At 41.8% G+C, this 19,632-nt stretch carries 21 protein-coding genes; 14 read left to right on the forward strand and 7 right to left on the reverse strand.

The annotated features are described in order from the left end of the window. From ispG to der, 5 genes are all read left to right on the forward strand, one after another. Positions 1–987, forward strand: a 987-nt coding sequence (gene ispG / locus AAC853_RS07760; protein WP_340614183.1) for a flavodoxin-dependent (E)-4-hydroxy-3-methylbut-2-enyl-diphosphate synthase, incomplete at its 5' end; no start/stop codon positions are given. A gap of 103 nt (positions 988–1,090) precedes the next feature. Continuing rightward, the gene (hisS, locus tag AAC853_RS07765; RefSeq protein ID WP_340614184.1) at positions 1,091–2,368 is read left to right on the forward strand and encodes a histidine--tRNA ligase; all 1,278 of its coding nucleotides are present in this window, start codon (positions 1,091–1,093) and stop codon (positions 2,366–2,368) included. A gap of 14 nt (positions 2,369–2,382) precedes the next feature. After that, positions 2,383–3,003, forward strand: a complete 621-nt coding sequence (locus AAC853_RS07770; protein WP_338884952.1) for a YfgM family protein — start codon at positions 2,383–2,385, stop codon at positions 3,001–3,003. A gap of 16 nt (positions 3,004–3,019) precedes the next feature. Continuing rightward, positions 3,020–4,192: an outer membrane protein assembly factor BamB gene (gene bamB / locus AAC853_RS07775; protein ID WP_338884954.1), complete on the forward strand. Its 1,173-nt coding sequence runs from the start codon at positions 3,020–3,022 to the stop codon at positions 4,190–4,192. Between the two features lie 150 nt (positions 4,193–4,342). Continuing rightward, the gene (gene der / locus AAC853_RS07780) at positions 4,343–5,836 is read left to right on the forward strand and encodes a ribosome biogenesis GTPase Der (protein ID WP_338884955.1); all 1,494 of its coding nucleotides are present in this window, start codon (positions 4,343–4,345) and stop codon (positions 5,834–5,836) included. A 306-nt stretch (positions 5,837–6,142) separates the two neighbouring features. On the opposite strand, the gene AAC853_RS07785 is transcribed toward der, so the two are convergent. From AAC853_RS07785 to hemF, 6 genes are all read right to left on the reverse strand, one after another. Then, positions 6,143–7,603, reverse strand: a complete 1,461-nt coding sequence (locus AAC853_RS07785; protein WP_340614185.1) for an amidase — start codon at positions 7,601–7,603, stop codon at positions 6,143–6,145. Between the two features lie 270 nt (positions 7,604–7,873). After that, positions 7,874–8,095 carry a protealysin propeptide domain-containing protein gene (locus AAC853_RS07790; protein ID WP_340614186.1) on the reverse strand — a complete coding sequence of 74 codons (222 nt, stop codon included), beginning with the start codon at positions 8,093–8,095 and terminating at the stop codon, positions 7,874–7,876. A gap of 229 nt (positions 8,096–8,324) precedes the next feature. Beyond that, positions 8,325–8,462 carry a hypothetical protein gene (locus AAC853_RS07795; RefSeq protein ID WP_340614187.1) on the reverse strand — a complete coding sequence of 46 codons (138 nt, stop codon included), beginning with the start codon at positions 8,460–8,462 and terminating at the stop codon, positions 8,325–8,327. Between the two features lie 7 nt (positions 8,463–8,469). Beyond that, on the reverse strand, positions 8,470–9,384 hold the full coding sequence (locus AAC853_RS07800; RefSeq protein WP_340614188.1) for a M4 family metallopeptidase: 915 nt from the start codon (positions 9,382–9,384) through the stop codon (positions 8,470–8,472). 439 nt (positions 9,385–9,823) lie between these two features. After that, on the reverse strand, positions 9,824–10,894 hold the full coding sequence (locus AAC853_RS07805) for a M4 family metallopeptidase (RefSeq protein ID WP_340614189.1): 1,071 nt from the start codon (positions 10,892–10,894) through the stop codon (positions 9,824–9,826). Positions 10,895–11,146: 252 nt separating this feature from the next. Continuing rightward, on the reverse strand, positions 11,147–12,055 hold the full coding sequence (gene hemF, locus AAC853_RS07810; protein WP_340614259.1) for an oxygen-dependent coproporphyrinogen oxidase: 909 nt from the start codon (positions 12,053–12,055) through the stop codon (positions 11,147–11,149). A 140-nt stretch (positions 12,056–12,195) separates the two neighbouring features. Between hemF and AAC853_RS07815 the strand changes: the two genes are divergently transcribed. The 9 genes from AAC853_RS07815 to cysM all read left to right on the forward strand — a co-directional run bounded on the left by AAC853_RS07815 (position 12,196) and on the right by cysM (position 18,948). After that, positions 12,196–12,618, forward strand: a complete 423-nt coding sequence (locus tag AAC853_RS07815; protein ID WP_340614190.1) for a GNAT family acetyltransferase — start codon at positions 12,196–12,198, stop codon at positions 12,616–12,618. A 478-nt stretch (positions 12,619–13,096) separates the two neighbouring features. Then, positions 13,097–13,492 carry a DUF1131 family protein gene (locus tag AAC853_RS07820; RefSeq protein ID WP_340614191.1) on the forward strand — a complete coding sequence of 132 codons (396 nt, stop codon included), beginning with the start codon at positions 13,097–13,099 and terminating at the stop codon, positions 13,490–13,492. Further along, complete coding sequence (locus AAC853_RS07825; RefSeq protein WP_340614192.1) at positions 13,467–13,589, forward strand: DUF1131 family protein; 123 nt, start codon at positions 13,467–13,469, stop codon at positions 13,587–13,589. The genes AAC853_RS07820 and AAC853_RS07825 overlap by 26 nt, the downstream gene beginning before the upstream one ends. Beyond that, positions 13,540–13,863: a DUF1131 family protein gene (locus tag AAC853_RS07830; protein WP_340614260.1), complete on the forward strand. Its 324-nt coding sequence runs from the start codon at positions 13,540–13,542 to the stop codon at positions 13,861–13,863. The genes AAC853_RS07825 and AAC853_RS07830 overlap by 50 nt, the downstream gene beginning before the upstream one ends. A gap of 267 nt (positions 13,864–14,130) precedes the next feature. Next, the gene (locus AAC853_RS07835) at positions 14,131–15,168 is read left to right on the forward strand and encodes a sulfate ABC transporter substrate-binding protein (RefSeq protein WP_340614193.1); all 1,038 of its coding nucleotides are present in this window, start codon (positions 14,131–14,133) and stop codon (positions 15,166–15,168) included. Further along, positions 15,168–15,998, forward strand: coding sequence for a sulfate/thiosulfate ABC transporter permease CysT (cysT, locus tag AAC853_RS07840; protein WP_422824196.1), 831 nt, complete (start codon positions 15,168–15,170; stop codon positions 15,996–15,998). Before AAC853_RS07835 ends, cysT begins: the two co-directional genes overlap by 1 nt. Further along, on the forward strand, positions 15,998–16,831 hold the full coding sequence (cysW, locus tag AAC853_RS07845; RefSeq protein ID WP_338804790.1) for a sulfate/thiosulfate ABC transporter permease CysW: 834 nt from the start codon (positions 15,998–16,000) through the stop codon (positions 16,829–16,831). Before cysT ends, cysW begins: the two co-directional genes overlap by 1 nt. Before the next feature lie 14 nt (positions 16,832–16,845). Beyond that, complete coding sequence (gene cysA, locus AAC853_RS07850) at positions 16,846–17,934, forward strand: sulfate/thiosulfate ABC transporter ATP-binding protein CysA (RefSeq protein ID WP_340614194.1); 1,089 nt, start codon at positions 16,846–16,848, stop codon at positions 17,932–17,934. A gap of 132 nt (positions 17,935–18,066) precedes the next feature. Beyond that, on the forward strand, positions 18,067–18,948 hold the full coding sequence (cysM, locus tag AAC853_RS07855) for a cysteine synthase CysM (RefSeq protein ID WP_340614195.1): 882 nt from the start codon (positions 18,067–18,069) through the stop codon (positions 18,946–18,948). A 148-nt stretch (positions 18,949–19,096) separates the two neighbouring features. Here cysM and crr read toward each other — a convergent pair whose 3' ends face one another. Further along, entirely contained in the window at positions 19,097–19,606 is a 510-nt protein-coding gene (crr, locus tag AAC853_RS07860; RefSeq protein WP_047767273.1) for a PTS glucose transporter subunit IIA, read from the reverse strand. Positions 19,607–19,632 lie beyond the last annotated feature (26 nt).

A 19,632-nucleotide genomic window follows, 5' to 3' on the forward strand; every position in this document is an offset into this window, starting at 1 on the left:
AACCAAATTAAAGCGTTAGAGCGTGTGGGTGTTGATATCGTTCGGGTGTCTGTTCCAACAATGGATGCAGCCGAAGCATTCAAGTCCATCAAACAACAAGTCAATGTCCCTCTTGTTGCCGATATTCATTTCGATTACCGCATTGCATTGAAAGTTGCAGAATATGGTGTTGACTGTCTGCGCATCAATCCTGGCAATATTGGTAACGAAGAGCGTATTCGTCAAGTTGTGGATTGTGCCCGCCACAACAACATTCCGATTCGCATTGGGGTTAATGGTGGATCACTGGAAAAAGATCTACAGGAAAAATATGGTGAACCCACACCAGAAGCGTTAGTTGAATCAGCAATGCGTCATGTGGATATTCTTGATCGCCTAAACTTCGACCAATTTAAGGTCAGCGTCAAGGCCTCTGACGTTTTTCTGGCGGTTGGTGCATACCGTTTACTGGCGCAACAAATTGATCAACCGCTGCATTTGGGAATTACGGAAGCAGGCGGAGCCCGTGCTGGTGCGGTGAAATCTTCGATTGGCCTTGGCATTTTGTTGTCAGAAGGAATTGGCGATACGTTACGTATTTCGTTGGCCGCAGATCCAGTGGAAGAAGTTAAAGTCGGTTTTGATATTCTGAAAGCATTGCGGATCCGTTCACGGGGCATTAATTTCATTGCCTGTCCAACTTGTTCGCGCCAGGAATTTGACGTTATCGGTACGGTTAACGCGCTTGAGCAGCGTCTTGAAGACTTAATCACCCCGATGGATGTTTCCATCATTGGGTGTGTCGTGAATGGTCCTGGGGAAGCAGAGGTTTCAACGCTTGGCGTAACGGGTGCTAAAACAAAAAGCGGCTTTTATGAAGATGGTATTCGTCAAAAAGAGCGTTTTGACAATAACAATTTGATTGATCAACTTGAGGCGAAAATTCGGGCGAAGGCAGCTATTCTTGATGCTAAAAACCGAATCAGCATCAATCAGCTTGATGAGTAAGTTATTGGGGATATAAGCATATAGATTTGCTTGCAGATTGAACCTTGCAAGTATTCGCTTTTATAATCGGTGGCATTGTATAAATATTAATAAGAGATAAAACGTGGCAAAAAATATCCCAGCTATTCGTGGCATGAACGACTGCCTTCCTGCTGAAACAGCCATCTGGCAACGAGTTGAATCTACGGTAAAGCGTGTGCTGTCAGGTTACGGTTTTAGCGAAATTCGGACACCGATTGTAGAGCAGACCCCGTTATTCAAACGTGCAATTGGGGAAGTCACTGATGTTGTCGAAAAAGAGATGTATACCTTTGACGATCGCAATGGTGAAAGCTTGACCCTGCGCCCAGAAAATACCGCAGGATGTGTTCGTGCCGGTATTCAGCATGGTCTGCTGTACAATCAGGAACAGCGCTTATGGTATATCGGACCTATGTTCCGTTATGAACGTCCACAAAAAGGCCGTTACCGTCAATTCCATCAATTAGGCGCTGAAGTGTTTGGCTTACAAGGGCCAGATATTGATGCTGAACTTATTTTAATGACAGCACGTTGGTGGCGCGAGCTTGGCATTGCTGATCACGTTACACTTGAATTGAACTCAATAGGCTCATTAGAAGCCCGTGCCAATTATCGTGAGGCGCTGGTGGCATTCCTTGAACAACATAAAGAGAAATTGGACGAGGATTGTCAACGCCGCATGTATACCAATCCCCTGCGTGTATTGGACTCTAAGAACCCTGAAATTCAGCAACTTCTGAATGATGCACCGGCGCTGTTTGATTATCTTGATAGCGAATCAAAACAGCACTTTGATGGACTGTGTCAGCTACTTGACAGCGCCGGGATCAAATACCGCATCAACCAGCGTCTGGTTCGCGGCCTTGATTATTATAACCGTACAGTTTTTGAGTGGGTGACATCCGCGTTGGGTGCGCAAGGAACCGTCTGTGCTGGTGGTCGCTACGATGGTTTGGTTGAACAATTGGGGGGTAAGGCAACACCAGCGGTTGGTTTTGCCATGGGCATGGAGCGTATGGTCCTGTTGGTGCAAGAGGTCAATCCTGACTTTGTTGCTGATTTGGCCGTTGCTGATGTTTATTTTTCTTCCTTTGGTGAAGGTAGCCAGCAAGCGGCATTGATATTGGCCGAAAAAATTCGTGATCAACTGCCAGAATTACGTCTGATGACCAATCATGGCGGCGGTAACTTTAAGAAACAGTTGACACGTGCGAGTAAACATGGTGCCAAAGTTGCCTTGATTCTGGGAGAAGATGAAATTCAGGCAGGCAATATTACAGTGAAAGATTTACGCAACGGCGAACAAGAAACCTTGTCACAACAAGCGATCACAGTGCGTCTGAGCGAACTGTTAGGCTAAGGAGATAAACTCTAATGCAAGTCTATTCCACAGAAACTGAACAAGTTGACGCAATGAAGCGTTTTTTCTCTACCAATGGTAAATACCTTGCTATTGGTCTGGTGCTGGGCATTGGTGCTTTGTTGGGTTGGCGTTACTGGCAGACTCATCAAACCAACCAATTACATAATACGGCAGTAGTATTTGAAGAGTTGAACAAATCACTGGCGTCGGGGTCGAAAGAAAATGTTGTTGCCGTAGAAAAGTTCGCTGATGAGACGAACAATGTTTACGGTGTTATGGCTGATCTGGAACTGGCAAAACAGGCTATTGCTCAGAATGATCTGGCTCAGGCAGAGAAAAATTTGCTAGCGGCATCCGGTAAAGCCAAAGATGGGAATATGCAAGCATTGTCTAACCTTCGTCTGGCTCGGATTCAATTGGCAGAAGACAAAACAGATGTTGCATTGAAAACGCTGGATTTGGTCAAAGGCAAAGGCTGGCAAGTTATGGTTGAGGATATTCGTGGGGATATCCTGGCTAAAAAAGGGGATATTGCTGGCGCACGTGCAGCCTATTCCACAGGGCTTGGACTTGATGGCCCGCAGGTAATTAAGGATTTTATGAAAATCAAACTTAATAATTTATCCAACTAAGGGAGCCAACTTCATAATGCAGCTGCGAAAAACACTCTTGGTTGGGCTGGTTGCTTCTGTTCTGCTGGCAGGTTGTTCAAGTGAGCAGGATACGGTAACAATGTCACCGTTACCGAAGGTTGAAAATCAATTCAAACCTCGCATCGTTTGGGATAAGTCCGTTGGGAGTGGTACGGGAGAGTATTACTCTCATTTATCACCAACCTGGCAGGGTTCAACAGCTTATTTTGCTGACCGTAATGGTGTTGTTAAAGCATTTGATATAGACAGCGGCAAAGAGATATGGGCAACGGATCTGTCAGAAAAAGCAGGTTTATTGTCATCCCGTTTGCCAGCGATGCTTTCTGGTGGTTTGACTGTATCCGGTAATCGCCTGTATGTCGGAACAGAAAAAGCAAAAGTCATCGCACTGGATACAACGAATGGTAAGGTTGAATGGGAGTCAACGGTCGCTGGCGAGGCGTTATCCCGTCCGGTAGTGAGTGATGGTTTTGTCTTGATCCATACCGGTAATGGTATGTTGCAGGCATTAAACGAAACGGATGGTCATATTGCCTGGTCAGTTAACCTGGATACACCTTCGTTATCCGTTCGTGGTGAATCCGCTCCTGCCGTAGCTTATGGTGCAGCTATTGTCGGTGGTGACAATGGCCGTATTAGTGCGGTGTTGTTGTCTGAAGGGCAACTGATTTGGCAACAACGTATTTCTCAAGTCACAGGTTCTACCGAAATAGATCGCCTGAATGATGTCGATATGACCCCGGTTATTTCTGACAATGTTATTTACGCGATTGCTTATAACGGCAATTTGGTGGCAATGGATATGCGTTCAGGCCAGATCATCTGGAAACGTGATCTTGGCTCAGTGCATGATATGGTGGTCACTGACAGCAACATTTTCATTGTTGATCAAGATGATCATATTTTGTCCTTGCGCAAGAGTGATGGTGTGACATTATGGTCGCAAAATGATCTCTTGCACCGTAACCTGACAGCCCCAGAAATGTACAATGGTTATCTGGTTGTTGGTGATGCTGAAGGTTACTTGCATTGGTTGAATATGGCTGATGGCAAATTTGTAGCGCAGAATAAGGTTGATAGTTCTGGTCTGTTGAGTCGTCCGGTAGTTGCCAGCGATAAACTGATGTTACAAGCGAAGGATGGGACAGTTTATCTGTATACCCGTTAACTTTGAACGTGTTTTAAATAACACGGAATTATACGGCTCCTGGACAATAAACAGGGGCCGTTTCGTCTTTTTAGTATCTTGTATCTTGCAGTGGTGAAAGTTGCTTTCTGCAGGATATCGATTTAAATCTAGTCATGAGGCATCAAGAAAATGATACCTGTCGTTGCGCTGGTTGGGCGCCCCAATGTTGGAAAATCCACCTTATTTAACCGATTAACCCGAACCAGAGATGCGCTGGTAGCGGATTTCCCTGGCTTAACCCGTGATCGTAAGTATGGACGGGCAGAGGTTGAAGGGCAGGAATTCATCATCATTGATACGGGTGGTATCGATGGTACAGAAGAAGGCGTAGAAACGCATATGGCTACGCAATCTCTGATGGCCATAGAAGAGGCAGACATTGTTCTGTTTATGGTTGACGCCAGATCGGGATTGATGCCTGCTGACCATGCGATTGCCAAGCATTTGCGTAGCCGTGAAAAAGCAACCTTTCTGGTGGCGAATAAAACCGATGGTATCGATATTGATACCTCGATAGCTGAGTTTTATTCACTCGGTTTAGGGGATGTTTATTCCATCGCGGCTTCCCATGGTCGTGGGGTGACCCAACTGATTGAACGTGTGTTGTTGCCATATTCTGATAAAGAAGAAACGGAACAAGTTGAGTTAACTGAGGAAGAAGCTAACGCGGCTTATTGGGCCGAAATGGAGCAAGCCGAATTGGATGCTTCTGTTGAACAGGAAAAAGAGGAGGAGGCATTTGATCCTACAACATTGCCTTTGAAACTTGCGATTGTTGGCCGCCCCAATGTGGGTAAATCCACATTAACCAACCGTATCCTCGGTGAAGAGCGTGTTGTTGTTTATGATATGCCAGGTACAACCCGTGACAGCATTTATATTCCTATGGAGCGTGATGGCCGTGAATATATTTTGATTGATACAGCGGGTGTGCGTAAGCGTGGAAAAGTCACTGAAACGGTTGAAAAATTCTCTGTGATTAAAACGCTCCAGGCGATTGAAGATGCCAATGTTGTATTGCTGGTAGTGGATGCCCGCGAAGGCATTTCTGATCAAGATCTCTCTCTACTTGGTTTTATCCTTAACAGTGGCCGTTCCCTGGTTATCGCCATCAATAAATGGGATGGCATGAGTCAGGAAGATAAAGATCACGTTAAGGATATACTTGAGTTGCGTTTGGGGTTTGTTGATTTTGCCCGTATTCACTTTATTTCTGCGCTGCATGGCAGTGGTGTTGGGAATTTATTTGAATCAATTCTGGAAGCCTATGAAAGTGCCACCCGTCGCGTTAGCACGTCCTTATTGACCCGTATCATGCGTATGGCAGAAGATGATCACCAGCCGCCAATGATCCGTGGTCGTAGGGTGAAAATGAAATATGCCCATGCCGGTGGATATAACCCACCTATTGTGGTTATCCACGGTAATCAGGTCACAGATTTACCTGATTCCTATAAGCGTTATTTGATGAATTATTTCCGCCGCTCTTTGAAGGTGATGGGAACACCTATCCGCATCCAATTTAAAGAAGGGGCTAACCCTTATGCGGATAAGAAAAATACATTAACAGCATCTCAGCTCCGTAAACGTAAGCGTTTAATGGAACATCTGAAAAAGCGGTAATTGTTTAAAAATATTGATATAAATGAAAGGGCTATTCTTAGCCCTTTATTATTTTCTGTATTTAAAGAATAGCTTAACCATCATAAAAACAGAATATACCAGCCTAACTTCAAGATGCGTGTGATTTCTCCCCGCGGAGCGGGGAGAAATCAGGCACATTAAACGTAGAAATACCGCTTGCAGCTTAATGACTGAGACGGTATCTGAGCTTTGCTTAAAAAGGGAACTAAAGTATCTCAGGCATGCATTGTATCGTGCTGTCTGTGATCGCGAGTTTTTGCCCGTCTGCATCGGCTAGTCCTTTTGTTAAAAAGCCAAAGGACTTAACTTGTCAAACCATGGCTTTGCTTGCTCCAATTGAAAGGCTAGCCGGAATAACACATCTTCACGCCCTGCATCGGCTGCAAATTGTACGCCAATAGGTAAGTTATCTCTGTTCCAGTACAAGGGGACTGACATGGCGGGTTGCCCGCTAGCGTTAAAATATGGCAAGAATGCCGTAAATTGCAGTGTATCGGAACGATGAGTCACATAGTCCCGATTTGCCGCATAGCGACCGATTTCAACGGGAGGAGAGGTAAGTGTAGGGGTTAGAAGTACATCATAATTTTGCATGAAAAATCCAAGTTTGCGGCCAATTTGATGTATCAGTGCAACAGCATCGGTGTAATCTACAGCTGAATGTTTTTTTGCAAAATCAATTGCAGTGAAAATGGATATTTCCAGAAGGTCAAGATTAGGTGCCGTATTATGCATGGCGCAACCTGCCCGCACGGCTTGTGCAATGCTTGCCGCAACGATCAGGCGCATGGCATGGCCAAAGTCCGCATAATTAATATCAGGCAATTCTGTCGGCATGATATGATGACCCAATGTTTCACACAATTTCGCAGCATCTTCAACGGCTGCAAGGCAATCGGTGTGAACGGGTAATCCGGAAGGGGATTTCGTCACCAGACCTATGCGTAATGGCTGAAGTTCTGTCTTATTTAAATCCTGATAGCGACCTGTAAAAATAGGTGCACAGTAGGGAGCCCCGATGTCCCTACCATGTGTCGCATCCAGAACAGCTGCACTGTCACGTACTGACCTTGAAATGACGTGTTCCACGCCAAGACTGCCCCAGCCTTCACCTGCAATCGGTCCTGTTGGATTGCGCATTCGGGTTGGTTTAAGACCGAAGAGACCACAGCATGAGGCGGGAATTCGGATGGAACCGCCATCATCAGAAGCATGGGCGACTGGCAAGATACCGGCCGCGACTGCTGCTGCCGCCCCGCCTGAAGATCCGCCTGAAGAAAGAGCGGTATTCCAAGGATTGCGCGTTGGTTCTCCATAAAAAAGAGCTTCAGTCGTGCAGTTCGCACCAAATTCAGGTGTCTTAGATCGCCCGAAAAAATTAAACCCAGCTTTGCGAAGACGCAAGGCCAATTCATTATCTTGACTGCTTTTATCGCCTTTAAAAAGGCGTGATCCATTGGTGAGGGTAAATCCTTTTGCCGTTATGCCGAGGTCTTTCAGCAGCATTGGAACGCCAAGGAACTGACCTTTGAGTGTTTCCTTGTTCGATTGCAGGGTTTGGTGCATTTGCTTTGCCTGATCGCGCGCCAAGTCGAGTTCAGACCAGCATACGGCATTGATCGTAGGCTGGATCCGTTCCATCTGGGTAATGGCGGCATCCAACAGTTCTTCCGGGGTTATTTTGCCCTTTCGTACAAGTTCTCCAAGACTCAAACCGTCATGCTGAATATAGTCTTCATGCTTCATGAAATCCCCCCCCCCGATTCTGCTCTGCTAATCGGTGCAAGTCGGTGCAAGTCGGTGCAAGCGCTTTTTGAAAATGACATCTTCACTCTGGTGTTTTCTTTGATAAAAACTTTGATCGTGCCTTAGACATTGAGTTCCTTTCTTAAGCGAAGCTCACATTAATTAGCTTTGAAAATCTGTCAAACTTATTAATGGGTTTATTGTAAATTTAGTTTTTATAATATTATCTTAAAAATTATGTAAATCAGAGGGTAAGACTGTTTTTTTTAATTAATAACTATCTTCTGATTTAGGGTTTTTACTATTTTTATATAATAAAAGATTATTTTCAGAGTCTAAGGCGCCTTCTTTGGTTGATTGCTTCATGAGTTTATTAACATGCTCCAAAGTTTTCAAAACATACTTTTTATCATTAACATCACAGTTTTTTGCAATATATTCTAATAAATAAGGAGGGATTATATTTTGTTTTCTTGCTCTATTGTCAATCATGATAATACCCTATTTTATATGTATGTTGTGGTGGTGGTGTATATTTTGTCTAATCTGAATAGTAGCTAAACTAACCATGTTAGTCACTACTAAAAATGTAAATTTTTTATGATATGACTTTTTATGATATGGCATGAAGGGATAAGATGATTAATTAAATTAAAGATAAATATATAAATGTAATCAAGACCTTCCCTGGTCCTGAATAATTAGAGAGATACTACAACTTTTAGAGTAAAGTTCCGACTTGTTTCCATGAATGAGTCACAATATCTGAAATTTCCTTGCCAAATAAATGGTTAGCATTATCAACGGTTAGCTGTGCAAAATCATTAAAACTGGCTTTGTGGGATAATCGTTTGTCCAATAATGTATTATACCAAAATATTTCCAGCTTGTTCCCAAGAGTACCCTCCTAACTCTGTTGCCAATAAATAGAATGCTTTATTAGGAATACCAGAATATTTGTGGACACCCCCGTTATCATCTCTGACAGATAAATCCTGATATTGGTCCATATGACCAACTTGATTATCTTTCGGGTTTGCTGATCCAGGGTTTTTAAATGAGCGCAAGGCAACATTAGGATCGTTGTCTGGGTTAAGTGCAGGGCCAAATATTCCCTGACCTATCAACCAATCAGATTCATTAGCCTTTTGGTTATTTGCATATTGTTTTACCATAATACCAAATACATCTGAGATCGATTCGTTTAATGCACCCGATTGATAGGCATAATCAAGATTTGCTTCACTTTCAGTTACCCCATGAGTTAATTCATGCGCAGTAATATCAATGCAGGAAGTAAAACAGTTAAAATAAGGGGCATAACCATCACCGAAGATCATTTGATTATTATCCCAAAATGCATTCATATAGTTTTTTTGGTAATGCACAGTAGCAACTAATTTAAGACCCTTGTTATCAATTGAGTTACGGCTAAAAATTTTCTGATAAAACTCATATGTTTTACCAAGATAATTATAAGCCTTAGTGGCTGCAATATCATCAATCATAGCCATGCCCTCGCATAAAATTAATTTATCCCCCGGGTATTGATCATTATATTCGGCATTGTAAATGGTCCTATTTAATTTATTGTCAAAACCTGGCTGATATCCATGAATTAGCATATCCATTTCAGCAGAGCTATTCATTAGATTGTAAACATGATCTAATGTTTTTAATATGTGCGCTTTGTCGATTTGGCCGCAAATTTTAACAACGTATTCCAATAAGGATGGTGGGATGATACCGGATTTATTTAATTTATCTTGATGATTTTGCATAATGATACCCCCGCTTTTTAAGTGCTATGCATATTTTTATCTCTAGGGACTTTAATTAATTATTAATCTAAGTGATGGCATTTTCTACTAATGGAAAGTGTTTTTGTTGGGTTCTAAAATGTTAATTTATAAATATGATAAAGGGTTATCCTTAACTCTTTATTATTTATTTTATGATTATCTTAATGTTACATATTAAAATATGAATTGGTATTTTATTAATATACCAATCTAACTTCAAGATGCGTTTGATTTCTCCCCGCGAAGCGGGGAAAAATCAGGTTTCATATCGTGTTGTAAATTGTAACTTGAAGTTTAATGCGTATATACCAATCCAACTTCAAGATGCGTGTTATATTTCCTCGCGTAGCGGGGAAATATAAGGTCTCGCCTCGTCTTGCGGGTTGCAACTTGAAGTTTATCGAGTATAGTAATTTCATTATTCTTCAGAAAGTAGAACACCAACTTTTTTCCAACCATGACTAACAATCTTTGACGTTTTCTTATTGAATAATTTTTCAGCATTATCAACCGTCAGTTTGGCAAAATCCTCGAAATCTGCATCTGAAGATAGACGTTTATCCAGTAGCGTTTCATACCAAATCTTTCCTGCTTTTTCCCAGGCATAACCTCCTAACTCCATCGCCACTAAATAAAATGCTCTGTTAGGAATGCCTGAGTGTATGTGAACACCTCCATTATCAATTATGAAGGGAAGGTCTTCATATAAATCCATATGACCAACTTGCCTATCTCCAGAAAATGCACTTCCGGGGTTAATAAAGGAGCGTAAGCTAACATCGGATTTATTTTCTGGGTTAAATTTTGGCCCTAGTAAACCTTGGCCTAATAGCCAATTGGACTCATCGACTTTTTGGTTATTAACATATTGTTTTACCATAATGCCAAATACGTCTGCGATGGATTCATTAAGTGCACCAGACTGATAGATATAATCTAGTCCAGCTTCGCTTTCGATGACACCATGGGTTAACTCGTGAGCTATAATATCAATGGCAGAGGTAAAACGATTGAAGTATTTTCCATCACCATCACCAAATACCATTTGTTTTCTGGTCCAGAATGCATTCAGATAATTTTTTCCATAATGTACTGTAGCAACTAATTTGATTCCTTTATTATCAAGAGAATTGCGGCCGAAAACTTTTTTATAGAATTCATGAGTCTTACCAAGATGTTCATAAGATTCATTAACTGAATCATCTGAACTCTCTGGCATACCTTCGCTACGAGATAATTCTTCCCCTGGGAAATCCTCTTTATTTTTAGCATCGTAGATAGTGCGATGCAGTTTATCATTCGCCTCTTTTTTAGTTTCCTGCTTATCCTCTTGAGAGATAATTTCTTCAACAGGCGCATTCATCAATTGATAAACATGACCTAATGTCTTTAATACATATTGATTAGTATATGTATCACAATCATTAGAGATATATTCCAGAACAAATGGAGGAATTAAGCTGTATATATTGGTTTGATTATTGCTCATAATAATACCCTGTTTTTTGTTATGTTAGACGTTGTATTCTTTTTTCTGGCCCTGATTGAATACTAGCTGTAATTAATAGTCGAGTCATTAGTGTAAGCATTGACTTTTTATAGCAGGGTATTACTAATGAAAAATAATAAATATTTTTATCAGTATTATGATAAATAACTCATCTTTTTTAGGTTAAATTTTTTATAAACAAGGAGTAAAAACAGGAATAAAGAAATTGTCTTGTATTCCTGTTTTGAATTGTTATACCCAATCTTTTTTTATCAGAAATGAAGTATATAATTCAGATTCAGGAGAGTTAGCTTCTGGAGAATAGCTATATTCCCAACGTACTAATGGGGGCATTGACATTAATATAGATTCAGTTCTTCCACCGCTTTGCAGGCCAAACAGTGTTCCTCTATCCCAAACAAGATTGAATTCAACATAGCGGCTACGACGATATAATTGGAATTGCCTTTCACGCTCACCCCAGGTGATATCTTTTCTTCTCTCTACAATTGGTAAATAGGCGGATAAAAATCCATTTCCGACAGCTTGCGTGAAATTAAAGCAGGAATCAAAATCAGGCGTATTTAGATCGTCATAAAACAAGCCACCAATGCCACGTGGTTCATTGCGGTGTTTAATAAAAAAGTAATCATCACACCATTTTTTATATTTGGGATAAATATCATCGCCAAACGGTTGACATAAATTTTTGGCAACGGTGTGCCAATGAATAGCATCTTCTTCGAAACCATAATAAGGTGTGAGATCAAAGCCACCGCCAAACCACCATACAGGAAACTCCCCTTCTTTTTCAGCAATAAAGAAACGCACATTTGCATGGCTGGTTGGGACATAGGGATTAAGAGGATGGATGACAAGAGAAACGCCCATTGCCTGATAACTGCGACCTGCTAATTCAGGACGATGAGCTGTAGCAGAAGTGGGCATTGAAGCGCCAGAAATATGTGAAAAATTCACACCGGCTCTTTCAAAAACTTTACCTTCCGTCAGTACTCGGCTTCTTCCACCACCGCCTTCTTCTCGTTGCCAGCAATCTTCTATGAAGGTTGATTGACCATCAAGTTGTTCTAGCTGCTTGCAAAGGTGATCTTGTAAGGAGAGAAAAAAATTCTTAACTTGATATAGATTAGGTGTATTCATTTCTGCTTTCATTTTGGCTAGTTTATAATGATATGCAGTATACCTGTTAGTATCAATAAACGCATTTTCAGATTGATTTCAAAATAAAAGCAGTGATAATTAACATTGATTCAACTGCTTATTAAATAGGCCTACTAACTATGGAAATTCGGGTATTTCGGCAAGACGACTTTGAAGCCGTTATCACACTTTGGGAACGTTGTGATTTGATTAACTCTGGTGATGATCCAGAAATAGATATTGAGCGTAAACTCACTCATGACGCTGGTTTATTTCTGGTTGCTGAAGTTGCGGGAGAAGTGGTTGGTACAGTTATGGGCGGTTATGATGGACACCGTGGTCATGCTTATTATCTGGGGGTGCATCCTGAATTCAGGGGCCGGGGAATAGCTAATGCATTGATCTCCCGCTTGGAAAAGAAATTATTGGCTAGAGGTTGCCCCAGTATTCTAATCATGGTTCCAGAAGAGAATGATGCCACAATTTGTATGTGTGAAAAAATGGAATATGATTATTTGGGCCAAGAAAATGTCATGTTTAGCAAGCGATTAATCATCGATTAAATGAATCTTTGATCAAATATGCAAAGCCATGAAAATGGTTGAATCAATTATGCTATTTATATACCTTTCTATTTAGCCATTATCTTCGGTCATTACTTTTTTGATGAAGTGTGAATAGAGTGTACCCAACTTCTCATATATTTGTTTTTTATAACAAGAAAATATTTTGACATTATTGGCTTTTCATTGTCAATATAAAGTGTCACTTTAATATTCCCATTCTCATCCTTAGATAGAAAATAATGTTCAGGTATAGAGTATGTGGACTTTCCTTGATGCAGTTGAGTCAGAAAGCTGTTGAAAATTAATATGATATTGATAAGGAGTATCCATCATTTCTTTCCTGAGTTATCTCATCTAACCAATGAACCATAACAGGGAATCTGTGAGGTTTGAGCTATTGACGGCAGATGAAGGATATATAATACTCGTTTAATCATACAGTTTATTTTATAAATAGATGTGCAATACTTGATAAATGACATCTTTTAAACATGATTTTGATGTTTTTGTTGATGAATGGTTTGTATATTTACGAATTGAATGTTTTTTTAAGAATTCTCTGAAACTAACAATCAGATGTGATGTCTCAGTGCCTATCGGTAAGAAAACAGTGATGGGTAAATTTTTTGCATTTAATGTCTGTTCTAAACAGAAGAGGGTTATGCGTTTTATCACAATAAGTGGATGCTCATTCTTATTGACGGCTTGCGCCGGGACTTTAAGAATGTCATGGCCTGCTTTATCACCTTTTAGCTGGTTTGGCAGTTCCTTAAAAATCTCAGATCAGGGTGTAGGAGAAATAAATAGTCTGACAGCAATGAATAAAAGAGGCAATAGAGAAGGGATTGGATGGAAAGTACCACTTACGTAGCGGTATGGAAACAAAAAATGGCCAAGTTAGTGAGTGTGATTCAGGGCATGGAAGAAGGTCAGGTAAAACTAGAATTTCACGGTCTGGTCAATGGTAAAGTCAATCGTATTGACGTGTTGGATGATGAGGTTAAAACCGTTTGGGGAACGAAAATAGGGACACCTTTCTCCAATCTCTATAATCAGGCATTTGGAAAATGTCAGCGCTCCCATGAGCTCACTGTATCATCACCTACAGTTATTTGTACTTCTCCGCAAAGTCAGCATGTCAGCTATGTTTTCACCGGAGCTTGGGAAGGCCCTGAAGGATTAATGCCTTCTGATGATGTTTTGAAAGGCTGGAAAGTTTCGCGCATTATTTGGAAAGCCTGATAAACGCCTGCAAATCGCTTTATATCAAGTCAAAAATTTTTTAATCCACTTACATGATAAGGGCAGGGTGCCAGAATTCAACCCATTTCAGTTACTTGAAAAGCGGCTGGCACCTGTAACCTGATATTTTCTACATCTTATCGTTTTTCATCATTTCTCATAAAAATTCGGTATATAAAACAGCAGGTAGTAAACTACCCTGTTATAAAGATTCTGGATACAGTAGAGAAATTGTCGTCAATTATAGTGTGAAGAATAAGGTGTTGGATGAAAATAGTGGCAATAAAAAATAAATTATTAAACGGAGTGACTAGCCTGTTGTTTTTGGCCTGTCTCAACGTTTATAGCTCTAGCGCCTTAGCTGTTGAGTTGCTGAATAGTTCTTACGATATTGGGCGAGAATTATTCTTGCGCTTGAACCCGGAATTTGAAAAACAATGGAATGAACAGAATCCGCAGGACAAATTAACCATCAAGCAGTCCCATGCCGGTTCATCGAAACAAGCATTGGCCATTTTGCATGGATTGCGGGCGGATGTTGTCACTTATAACCAAGTCACAGATATTCAGATCTTGCACGATCGCGGCAATCTCATTCCTGCTAATTGGCAGCAGCGTTTGCCGAATAATAGTTCTCCATATTATTCCACTATGGCGTTTTTGGTACGCAAAGATAACCCTAAGAATATCCAATCTTGGGAAGATTTGGCGCGAAATGATGTGAAATTAGTTTTCCCAAACCCAAAAACATCAGGTAATGGACGCTATACCTATTTGGCTGCATGGGGCGCTTTTCAGCAAAAAAATCCGCATGAGCCTGCTAAGGTTCGCCAACTGATGCAGCACTTTTTACAGAATGTAGCGGTGTTTGATACCGGAGGTCGTGGCGCAACAACTTCCTTTATTGAACGGGGTATAGGGGATGTACTGATTAGTTTCGAATCTGAGGTCAATAACATTCGCAAACAGTATGGGGAAGATAATTACCAAGTCATTGTACCTCCGGTAAATATTTTGGCTGAATTCCCTGTGACCTGGGTGGATAAGCGTGTTCAGGAAAATGGTACGGAAGCGGTTGCCAGAGCATATTTAAATTATTTGTATAGTCCGTCAGCACAGCAAATCATAGCCAGTTTTCATTATCGTGTGATTGATCAAAATGTGATGAACGCACAGCAATCCCATTTTCCTGTCACCAAACTGTTTCGCCTCGAAGAACAATTCGGTAGCTGGCCCCAAGTGATGAAAATTCACTTCAATACTGGCGGTATGCTTGATCAGTTATTGGAAGAAGGGCGCAAATAATGTGGATATTTAGCAAACGTGTCTTGCCCGGATTTGGGCTGAGTTTAGGCTGTAGCCTGTTTTATGTCTGCCTTATCCTGTTATTGCCATTAAGTGCTCTGGTAGTACAGCTTTCGAGTATGACATGGGAACAATATTGGCAGGTCATCGCTAATCCTCAGGTTGTTGCCGCTTATAAGGTGACATTATTGGCCGCAGCGATTGCCAGTTTGTTCAATATGGTTTTTGGCATGTTGATGGCTTGGATATTAACGCGCTATCAATTTCCTGGGCGTAGTTTATTAGATGGTTTGATGGATTTGCCCTTTGCTTTACCGACGGCAGTTGCTGGTCTCACGCTAGCGACACTCTTTTCTGCAACTGGGTGGTATGGGGCTTGGCTTGGTCATTTCGATATCAAAGTCGCCAATACCTGGCTGGGGATTGCGGTTGCAATGGCATTCACAAGTTTGCCGTTTGTTGTGCGTACTGTTCAGCCTGTGCTTGAAGAATTGGGGCCTGAATATGAGGAAGCGGCACAGACATTGGGAGCCAGCCGTTGGCAAACTTTTCGGCGGGTTATATTACCAGAAGTTTCGCCGGCATTGATTGCCGGAACTGTGCTCTCTTTTACGCGTAGCCTGGGGGAATTTGGTGCCGTGATTTTCATTGCAGGCAATATTGCCTGGCAAACCGAAGTCGCCTCTCTGATGATCTTTGTCCGCCTGCAAGAGTTTGATTATCCGGCGGCTAGTGCAATTGCTTCAGTTATTCTCGCAGCGTCGTTATTACTGCTGTTTAGCGTCAATATATTGCAAAGCCGCTTTGGTAAACGGATAGGGGGACAGTAATGACTGAATTTTCAGCACACACAGTGGCACAACGTCCCACTATAAATTGGGGAAAATGGTTACTGATCGGCACGGGTGTACTTTTTTCCCTTTTGCTGTTGGTTATACCGGTAGCATGGATTTTCTTGACCGCTTTTTCCAAAGGAATCGACATGGTTGTCCAGAACCTTTTCGATCCCGATATGCTGCACGCTATCTGGCTAACAGTGATGATTGCGCTTATCACTGTTCCTCTTAATTTGGTTTTTGGTGTGATGACGGCATGGTTAGTGACGCGTTTCCAATTCCCAGGCAGACAATTATTACTGACATTAATTGATATTCCGTTTGCTATTTCGCCGGTTGTAGCTGGATTACTTTATCTGCTGTTTTATGGTGCAAATGGCTGGTTAGGAAGTTATGACATCCAATTGATGTTCTCATGGCCTGGTATGGTCTTGGTGACTGTGTTTGTGACATGTCCGTTTGTTGTCCGTGAATTGGTGCCGGTGATGTTGAGTCAGGGCAATCAGGAGGATGAAGCGGCCATATTGTTGGGTGCCTCTGGCTGGACGATGTTCTGGCGTGTGACATTGCCAAATATTCGTTGGGCATTGTTATATGGCGTCGTTTTGACCAATGCGCGGGCGATTGGGGAATTTGGTGCTGTGTCTGTGGTATCGGGGGCAATTCGTGGTGAAACCTATACGCTGCCTTTGCAGGTTGAGTTGTTGTATCAAGATTATAATACGGTTGGCGCATTTACGGCTGCGGCTTTATTGGCGGTGATGGCGATTATTACTCTGATTGTCAAAAGTGCATTGCAATGGCGTTTAAGCCGCCAGCAAGGCTAGGTTAGGAGCGGGATATGAGTATTGAAATCAGTAAAATCAGTAAATCTTTTGGTCGATCTCAGATACTGAATGACATTTCACTGGATATTGAATCTGGTGAGATGGTAGCTCTGCTTGGTCCATCGGGTTCTGGCAAGACGACATTACTGAGGATTATCGCCGGGCTTGAGCAGCAGAGTGCCGGCCAATTGAAATTTCACGGCCAGGATGTCAGCCGATTACATGCAAAAGATCGGCATGTTGGGTTTGTATTCCAGCACTATGCCTTATTTCGCCATATGACAGTATTTGATAACGTGGCTTTTGGCTTGACGGTTCTTCCTCGTCGTCAGCGTCCCAGTACTGAGGCATTGCGTAGTAAGGTCATGGCATTGCTGGATATGGTGCAACTTGCCCATTTGGCAGAACGTTATCCATCGCAGCTTTCTGGTGGACAAAAACAGCGTGTGGCATTAGCGAGAGCATTGGCGGTTGAGCCACAGATCCTCTTATTAGATGAACCTTTTGGTGCATTAGATGCTCAAGTTCGCATGGAGTTACGTCGTTGGTTGCGTCAGCTGCATGAAGAATTGAAGTTTACCAGCGTATTTGTCACCCATGATCAGGAAGAGGCAATGGAGGTGGCTGACAGGGTGGTACTTATGAATCAAGGACGCATTGAACAGGTCGGCACTCCTCAGCAAGTATGGCATGAGCCAGAGAGCCGTTTTGTTCTTGAATTTATGGGAGAAATAAACAAACTGAGCGGTGAAATTAAAGGTTCCCAACTTTGGATTGGTGGGAAAATTTTTCCATTGAATATCACACCGTTACATCAAGGAAATGTTGATGTATTTTTCCGGCCTTGGGATATGATGCTTAGTGCTAGGCAAACACCCATTTGTCCTTTGCCAGTGCAAGTTGTAGAAGTGAGTCCACGCGGTCATTTTTTCCTCTTATCTGTTCAACCGCTAGGATGGGGCGATGAATACCTGACTGTGATTTGGCGGGATGATTCATCTATACCAGTTAGAGGAAGTGATTATTTTATTGGTGGTACAGGCGCTCGCTTGTATGCGGGGGATTTGTCATTAAAAGTGTTGAGATTTGCTGAATCTGCCTAATTTAATGCATCTTTATATTCAATCCCTATTTCCCGCTATGCGGAGGAGTAGGGATTTTTTGCTTAATGTCTTGCTACAGTTTCCTTAATATGATTATTTGTTTATCCATTCTCATACGAACTAGGTAACACTGTGGCAAGTTTGGAAGAATTTATAGGTAATACACCACTAGTAAAATTACAACGAATTACAGAAGGTGTTGATGCTGAAATTTGGGTGAAGCTGGAAGGCAATAATCCAGCGGGTTCAGTCAAAGACAGAGCTGCACTTTCGATGATCCTGCAAGCAGAATTGCGTGGGGAAATTGCTCCGGGCGATGTTTTGATTGAAGCAACGAGTGGTAATACCGGTATTGCACTGGCGATGATCGCGGCGGTAAAAGGATATCACTTAAAATTATTGATGCCTGAAAATATGAGCCTCGAGAGGCAGGCATCAATGCGGGCTTACGGTGCTGAATTAATTTTAGTCAATAAAGAATTGGGAATGGAAGGTGCGCGAGATTTAGCGCAAGAAATGGAGAAGAGGGGGGAAGGAAAAGTCCTGGATCAGTTTAATAATACGGATAATTCACTGGCACATTTTAATACCACTGGTCCTGAAATTTGGCAGCAAACACAGGGACGGATCACGCACTTTGTTTCCAGTATGGGAACGACAGGCACGATTACGGGAGTGAGCCGTTATCTGAAATCTCAGTCTGACAGAGTGAAGGTGACCGGATTACAACCGGCGAAAGATAGCCATATTCCTGGTATTCGTCGTTGGGCTCCGGCTTATATGCCCGGAATCTATCAGGAAGAGCTGGTGGATCAGATCCTGGATATCACCCAAACAGAAGCGGAAAATACCATGCGTTTGTTGGCCAAAAAGGAAGGCATTTTCTGTGGCGTCAGCTCTGGTGGCGCTGTTTCTGGCGCGTTACGCATCGCAGCTGAAAACCCGGGCTCAGTCATTGTCGCAATTATTTGTGATCGTGGTGACAGGTACTTGTCTACAGGGGTATTTAATTAACTTTTTATCATCCATAAAAAAATCGCCCTGTTTTATCGAGCATTTTACTGACTAGCCTGATAAAACAGTGGCGATTCACGAACAGGTCATCAATGAAAATGAACCGGTTAACAGAAAAAGAGGGAAATATCCCTTAGTGATTTTTCTGTTACTTTTTGATTCGCATGATGACCGACTCACCTACAACTACAGAGCCATTGACTTTCGTTAACTCTTTAATTTCATCCATGTTAGAAATTACAACAGGAGTTAAGGTTGATTTAGCTCTTTCTTCCAAAAATGCCAGATCAAACTCTAAAACCAAATCACCTTTTTGTACCCGCTGACCTTCTTCGGCAATGCGTTTAAAACCTTCACCTTTCAATTCAACGGTATCAATACCAAAATGGACGAATAGCTCAATGCCACTATCAGATTCGATAGAAAAAGCATGATTAGTTTCAAAGATCTTACCAATGGTGCCATCAACAGGAGCGACAATTTTGTTACCGGTTGGTTTAATCGCGATACCATCACCAACGATTTTTTCGGCAAAAACAACATCCGGAACATCCTCGATGTTGACTATTTCACCTGACAATGGTGCGATAATTTCAATACTGCCACTATTTTTTTTATCGTCTGAAACCAGAGACTTCAATTTATCAAGCAGACCCATGAATCTTCTCCTAATTGTTTAATGGG

Origin of the sequence: Xenorhabdus thailandensis (assembly GCF_037996785.1) — a bacterium.
Classification (GTDB): domain Bacteria; phylum Pseudomonadota; class Gammaproteobacteria; order Enterobacterales; family Enterobacteriaceae; genus Xenorhabdus; species Xenorhabdus griffiniae.